This window comes from Actinomadura atramentaria DSM 43919, assembly GCF_000381885.1.
Classification (GTDB): Bacteria; Actinomycetota; Actinomycetes; order Streptosporangiales; family Streptosporangiaceae; genus Spirillospora; species Spirillospora atramentaria.
Genome location: NZ_KB907236.1, coordinates 1 through 6,399 on the forward strand (window position 1 = coordinate 1; position 6,399 = coordinate 6,399).

General features: G+C 74.7%; 6 protein-coding genes. 5 read left to right on the forward strand and 1 reads right to left on the reverse strand.

All coding sequences use genetic code 11. The features are described 5' to 3' along the window. The coding region (locus G339_RS36060) for a recombinase family protein (RefSeq protein ID WP_019635107.1) at positions 1 to 717 on the reverse strand (717 nt) is incomplete at its 3' end. 304 nt (positions 718 to 1,021) lie between these two features. Here G339_RS36060 and G339_RS36065 point away from each other — a divergent pair. The 5 genes from G339_RS36065 (at position 1,022) to G339_RS0131860 (ending at position 6,204) form a co-directional block, all read left to right on the forward strand. Continuing rightward, complete coding sequence (locus tag G339_RS36065) at positions 1,022 to 1,570, forward strand: RapZ C-terminal domain-containing protein (protein ID WP_019635108.1); 549 nt, start codon at positions 1,022 to 1,024, stop codon at positions 1,568 to 1,570. A gap of 82 nt (positions 1,571 to 1,652) precedes the next feature. Then, entirely contained in the window at positions 1,653 to 2,213 is a 561-nt protein-coding gene (locus G339_RS0131845; protein ID WP_019635109.1) for a helix-turn-helix domain-containing protein, read from the forward strand. Between the two features lie 20 nt (positions 2,214 to 2,233). Beyond that, positions 2,234 to 3,661 carry a hypothetical protein gene (locus G339_RS0131850; protein WP_157408149.1) on the forward strand — a complete coding sequence of 476 codons (1,428 nt, stop codon included), beginning with the start codon at positions 2,234 to 2,236 and terminating at the stop codon, positions 3,659 to 3,661. Then, positions 3,658 to 5,451, forward strand: a complete 1,794-nt coding sequence (locus G339_RS40145) for a 3'-5' exonuclease (protein WP_019635110.1) — start codon at positions 3,658 to 3,660, stop codon at positions 5,449 to 5,451. Before G339_RS0131850 ends, G339_RS40145 begins: the two co-directional genes overlap by 4 nt. A gap of 153 nt (positions 5,452 to 5,604) precedes the next feature. After that, complete coding sequence (locus tag G339_RS0131860; protein WP_157408150.1) at positions 5,605 to 6,204, forward strand: hypothetical protein; 600 nt, start codon at positions 5,605 to 5,607, stop codon at positions 6,202 to 6,204. Positions 6,205 to 6,399 lie beyond the last annotated feature (195 nt).

A 6,399-nucleotide genomic window follows, 5' to 3' on the forward strand; every position in this document is an offset into this window, starting at 1 on the left:
GTCGGCTTCGCCGCCCTGTGACATGAGGATGATGAGCAGGGCGCGGTCGGCGTTGGTGAGGACGGCGTCGGCGTCGGCGGGGGCGCCGGTAGCGGTGCCGCTGGTGGTGCCGCTGGTGGCGAGGTCGGTGGTGGGTGCGGGGCGGGCCGCCGGGGCGGTGGCGGCGGCTTGGGTGAGGGTCTTGTGGACGACGCCGACGGAGACCTTGACGCCGGCGGCGATGGTGCGGATGGACTCGCCGCGTTCGCGGCGGGCGAGGATGGCGGCGCGCTTGTCGTCGTCGACGACGGGTCGGCGGCCGCCGACCCGGCCGCGGCGGCGGGCGGCCTCCAGGCCGTCCTTGGTTTTGCGGACGATGTCGCGGCGGCGGTCTTCGGCCAGGGCCAGGGCGAGGTCGAGGATGAGGGAGCGCTCGGTGTGCTCCCCGGCGGCGATGCCTTCCAGGACTTTGACGCCGACGCCGCGCTGGAACAGGTCGTTGAGGACGATGAGTCCTTCCAGGAGGTTGCGGCCGAGGCGGTCGACCTCCTGGACGGTCAGCAGGTCGCCGTCGCGCAGGTAGGACAGCGCGGTGAGCAGGTCCGGGCGGTCCTCGGTGGCGAGCTTGCCGCTGGTCTTCTCCTCGATGACCCGCAGGCAGATCGGGTCGAGGGCGTCGTGCTGCCGCTGGGTCTGCTGCTTGTCGGTGCTGACGCGGACGAGGCCAATGAGCGCCACGGCGATCCCCTCCGTTCATCAAACGCAGTAGGCGAGGTTTCCGAACGCTACCGGAAAATGAACGGCCAGATGAACGCTTAGGGGTGGCGGGGCGGCCCGTCCGGCGCGCGCCCCGCCGTGTTCATCAAACGACCGTTAGATGAACGCGCCGATCTTGGCGCGATGCGGCCAACTCTCGCGATGTCGTGTACGCCTAGGCGTACACCGCGTAGGCTCATGCGTACAAGGTCGGACCTCGGCGGGTGAGCCACCATCCGCCGAGGTCCTGATCCACCCAGATGCACCTGGAAGGACTGGATCAAGAATGCAGCAGCAGCACGTCGAGATCACCACGTTCGGCTACGGCCACGCTCCGGCTCCGGAGGCGACGATCGTCCTGGACCTGCGCGTCCACTTCCGCGACCCGCACGTCCGGCCGGAACTCCGCTGGTTGACGGCGGAGGACATCGAGGTCCGGGAGGCGGTGATGGGCACGCCGGGCATCTCGCGGCTGGTGACCGCCACGGCGGCGGCCGTCCGGGCGTACCTGGCCGGGCCGACCGACGCGCCGGTCACGGTCGCCGTCGGCTGCGCCGGGGGCCGGCACCGGGCCGCGACGGTCGGGATGGCGCTGGCGTACGCGCTGCGCGACCGCGACGTCGTCCTGGTCCACCGCGACCTGCACCGCGACGTCATCGACCGGCCCGCGCAGGCGGCCGACGCCGCCGGACCGGGCCGCGAGCCCGCCGACTCGCCCGCCGACACCAACGCTGACGCCGTCGCGGCGGTGCGCCGTGCGGCGCTCGGCGATGACTCCGGCCCGTGGCTGACGCCGCGCGGGTGGACCGGCCCGACCGGCTCGGCGCGCGGCTGACCCCGCGCGTTCCACGGCGGCCGCGCCCGACCCGGATGGGCGTGCGCGGCCGCCACCCCAACAATCCAGAGACGAGGAACCGATGGAGATCAACCTGACGCCGCATCCGCAGGGCGGGCGGGAGTTGCTGCCGGAGGAACGGCGGGCGGAGGCGGCGCGGGCGTTGTCGGCGGCGGCGGCTGTGCGGGCGGTGACCCGCCCGGCGGAGCAGTCCGCGGTCGCGCGTGTCCGGCAGCGGGCGCTGGAGGCGCTGGCGGTGGGCCTGACGTGGCGGCGCACGGCCGAGCTGGCGCAGGTCAAGCTCCGCACGCTGCAGCGGTGGGCGGCCGAGGACGACGCCGAGGACGGCACCGAGGCTGGGGCCGATGAGCGGGTGCCGCTGTCGATCGAGGACCTGATGTTCGAGCACGGCTTGCAGTTGCGCGCGTTCGTGGTGCCGGGGTTCGGCGGTGCGGTGCATGAGGACGAGTCCGTGGAGCCGCCGGAGCGGGACCGGTTCGTCGCGACGCTGGAGACGGCGCCCGGCGACGGCGACGGCGTGGTGGTGGCCGAGGGCGACGGGGCCACGCTCGCCGAGGCGCTGACGACCCTGCGGCTGCACTCCGACGCCGCCGATGTCGTCCAGGGCGAACCGCCCTTCTGAGACGGGGAGGAGGAGAGATGGTGACGAAGAAGACGAAGAAGCGGCCCACGGCGGCCGAGCGGCAGCGGGCGGCGTGGGATGCGCTGACCGACCGGCAGCGCCGGATGCTGCGGGTCGTCTACGACTTCGACCAGGCGACCGAGGTGTGGGCGAAGGGCCTGTGGGCCGATGGGTTCCGGCCGCCTCCGGCGTCGGAGTGGCGGTGGCTGGAGCCCCGCGAGCTGGGGGGCCGTCTGCGGCGGGCGAAGCTCGGCGGGCGGGAGGCGGAGCCGACGCTGCGCGCCCTGGAGCAGGCCGGGCTGATCGAGACGCGCGGCCAGACCGGCGCGTCCGGCGGGTCCGGCGTCGGGTTGGAGGTTCAGCTCACCCGCCACGGGCGCGCGGTCGCGCGGGCGGGCGGCGTGGACCCCGCGCAGGTGATCAGGGCGCGGTCCCGGCTGCTGTCGCGGACGTTGTGGTCGATGCTGGTCCAGGTCTGGGCGGCGGGCGAGGACGGCCGGGAACAGGGGATCAGCCAGGCGTGGCGGTGGCTGACCGAGCGGACGCCGCCGCTGGTCACCGTGGGAGCGCGGCGGCACGTCCTGACGCCCGAGGGCCGCGCCCACTACCGGGAGCTCTGGGAGGAGTACGCGCGGGCCTACCCCGACGTCGCGGCCCCGCACCCGGACGGGTCGTGGTCGCGGTGGCCGGACGCCGCGCAGGACGCGATCGACGCCGCGGCCGCCGCGTACCGCGCGGTCGAGGCGGAGGTGGACGCCGCGCGCGTCGCGGTGCGGGAGCTGCCCGCGCTCGCCGACCGCGCCGGGGCGGCCGCGCGGTCGGCGGCCGCGCTGCCCGCCGAGGTCGGTGAGGCGTTCGAGTCCGCCACGAACGCCGCCGACACCGCCGGGACGCTGGCCGGGCTGCGGGGCCGGGACCGCGCGGTCGCGGTGTACGCGGCGGCCGCCGAGCGCGCCGCCGGGCGGTACCGCGCCGCCGTGGAACGCGAGACCGCCCGGCTCGCCGAGTACCTGGCCGACCGCGCGGCCGCGCTGCGCGAGCCGCTGCGGGACGCCGCGATCCGCTACGCGCTGGTGACCGACGCCGCCGCCCGCGCCGCGCTTGGCGGCGGCGACGTCCTGGCCGCGATCGCCGCCGTGGACGACGACGCCGTCCGCGCCCGTATGCGGGCGTGGCCGTGGACCCCCGACCCGATCGTCACCGACCTGGACGAGGACACCGCCCAGGAACTGCGCGAGATCCACGCTGCCGCCGTCCGCCGGATCGACCCGCCCGGCGGGCCGGACGAGCACACCGACCGCCTGGCCGGATACGCCTCCGGCCTGGCCCGCCTGGCGAAGGGCGGCCGCCTGGCCCGCGTCGCCCTGCGCGCCGACACCAGCACCGACACCGGCACCGACACCGGCACCGACACCGGCCCGGGCACCGGCCCGAAGGAGAAGCGATGACCGGCACGACGGGCACGTCCTCGGCGGAGGTCCCGCCGCCCCGCAAGCCGCGCAGAACCAAGGCGCACAGTCCGCGTGAGCTGGCGGCGGCGCTGGGGTGGACGGACGGGCAGATGGCGCGGGCGCTCGCCGCCGGGACCGTGCTGCCGCCGTTCGACATGCGCACCCCGCGCTGGTCGGGGACGACGGTGGACGGCCTGGTCGCGAGCGCCGCCGAGCTGACGGCGGCGGTCCCGGAGCTGGCCGACCGCGACCAGCTCCGCGAGGCGCTCGGGATCACGCGCGGGGAGTTCCGGCGCGGGACCGACGCCGGGGCCATCCCCGCCCCCGACACCGGCGAGTTCTGGTCGGCCGCCTTACTGCGCGACCTGGTCGCGCGCGCCGAAGAAGTCCGGGCGGCGATCCCCCCGCAGCCGCTGGGGGCGCGGCGCTGCGCGGAGCTGGCCGCCGAGCGGACCGGTCTGGACGTCACCGAGGACGACGTCCAGGTGCTCATCGACCGCGAACTGGTCGCCGAGGTCGATGAGTACAAGGGGTGGCCGCTGTACGACGTCGCGGCGCTGACCGCGCTGACCGAGTCCGACGACGGCCGCCTGGTCCTCGCCGAGGTCGTCGCGGCCCGGCACGCCTGGCTCGCCGCGTCGATCACGACCGAGGACGCGGCGGTCTGGCTGGACTGGCGGGCCGCCGACCTGGAGCGCGTCGCGGCCGAGCAGGGCATCACCCCCGGACGCGACGGCCGGTGGGCGCGCGAGGACATCGCCCACCTCACCGACGACCAGGACCTGGTCGACGACGTCCGCCGCGCCCGGCTCGTCGGCCCCGAGACCGCCGCGACGCGGATGGAGATCCGCCGCCGCGACTTCGACTACGTCCGCGCCGCCGGATGGGTCCGCGTCGCGACGTGGATGGAGATGAAGGTCGGCGTCCGCAAGACCGTCCAGGTGCCGCTGTTCCGCGTCGGGGACATCGAGGACGCCCTGCAGACGCCGGGCGTGGACTGGGAGGCCGTCCGCGCGACGCGGCCCGGCGAACCGTCGCCGCTGCGCGAGTGGACCCGCCTGCCCATCAAACGCGCCGACGTCGTCCACGGGTTCTGCGGCGCGCTCGCCGAGCAGTGGTCGATCGAGGTGTGGCCGCACTACTGGAACGCCGAAGACCGGTGGGAAATCGACTGGGAGGTCCGCCAGGACGGGCACCCCACCCTGGGCGAGGTCCGCCAGGCCCTCGCCGACCACCCCGGCGCCGACGCCCACCTGGGCGGCATCCACCTGTCCACCGCGGTCGGCGACGTCATCCGCTGGGCGCGCGACATGCTCGAACCCGGCGCCGCCGTCGTCCTCGACACCGAGACCACCGACCTAGGCGGCGTCGTCATCGAACTCGCCGTCATCGACGCCGCGACCGGCGACGTCCTGCTGGACACCCTGGTCTGCCCGGACGGCGTCCCGGTCGAGCCCGGCGCGCGCCGCGTCCACGGCATCACCGACGCCGAACTGGCCGACGCGCCGCCCTGGGCCGACGTTCTCCCCCGCTTCCTGGACGCCGTCGCCGGCCGCACCGTCCTGGCCTACAACGCGCCGTTCGACCGCGACCGCCTCCACCAGACCCACCAGCACGCCGGACTCGACCCCGCCGACCTGCCCACCGACTGGGGCTGCCTCATGCAGGCCCGCTCCACCTGGGCGCGCACCGGCCGCTGGCTCCCCCTCGGCGGCAACCACCGCGCCCTCGGAGACGCCCGCGACGCCCGCACCATCCTGCAAACCCTGGTCGCCCCGCACCGCTGACCCGCCAGGGGCGCGCGTTTCGTCTCGCTGTTGGAAACGGGCAACCCCTGGTGCGGTCCGCGATGGCGAGCGCAGGCTTTCGATGGACGCCCGGCCGGTGCTGGCACACCGGCCGGGCCGGACCCCCGCCACCAACACCGCGAGGAGAGATCCATGCCCAGAATGACGCAGGTCCTCCCGGACCTCGCCATCACCGACGCGATGTTCGAGGCGGCGGCCGACGCCGTCGCCGAGCACGCCCCCGCGAGCCCGCCGCTGACGTGGGAGACCATGACCGATCCCACCTCCTGGTGGCTCATCCCCACCCCCGACGCGGTGCTGTCCAAGGCCGAGCTGGTGCTGCACCGCACGCCCGACCTCACCGTCAAGGTCAACGTGTGGCACGCCCCCGACCTGCGCGGCGACGGCAAGCCCCTGCCCCACAACCACCCCTGGCGCGAATTCACCGGCCACGTCGTCCTCGGCGGCTACACCGAGGACCGCTACCTGCTCGCCGACGACGGCCAGGTCGACGTCGTCCCCCACATCGCCCACGCCTCGCCGACGACGAACACCGTCGGCAAGGACGTCTTCCACGAGGTCACCTCGATCCTCGGCGAGCCCGGCCGGACCGTGTCGATCATGGTCTGCGGCACCGGCCAGCGCGGCGCCTGGGGCCACCTGGACATCGACACCGCCACCTACCACCAGGTCGACCTCAACGACCCCGAGTTCACGCGGCTACTGGCCGCCTTCAACCCCCACCAGGGATGACGACGACGGTCGCGCTCCTCTTCCGAACGGAGGAGCACATGGAGATCCACTGGCCCCTCATCCGAAGGCCGGGCCCCGCCTCGGCCGCTCGTAGCGGCGGTAACGGTCCGTTTCGTCGGAACCGTGGGTACAAATATGTGACTTGGAACACTCACGAAATGGCTTGGTGGGGCCTGTGACCTGAGACGAAGAGGG

Coding starts and splice junctions, on each gene's coding strand:
- G339_RS40145 (WP_019635110.1), top strand. CDS start 3,658: ATGACCGGCACGACGGGCACGTCCTCGGCGGAGGTCCCGCCGCCCCGC.
- G339_RS0131845 (WP_019635109.1), top strand. CDS start 1,653: ATGGAGATCAACCTGACGCCGCATCCGCAGGGCGGGCGGGAGTTGCTG.
- G339_RS0131860 (WP_157408150.1), top strand. CDS start 5,605: ATGCCCAGAATGACGCAGGTCCTCCCGGACCTCGCCATCACCGACGCG.
- G339_RS36065 (WP_019635108.1), top strand. CDS start 1,022: ATGCAGCAGCAGCACGTCGAGATCACCACGTTCGGCTACGGCCACGCT.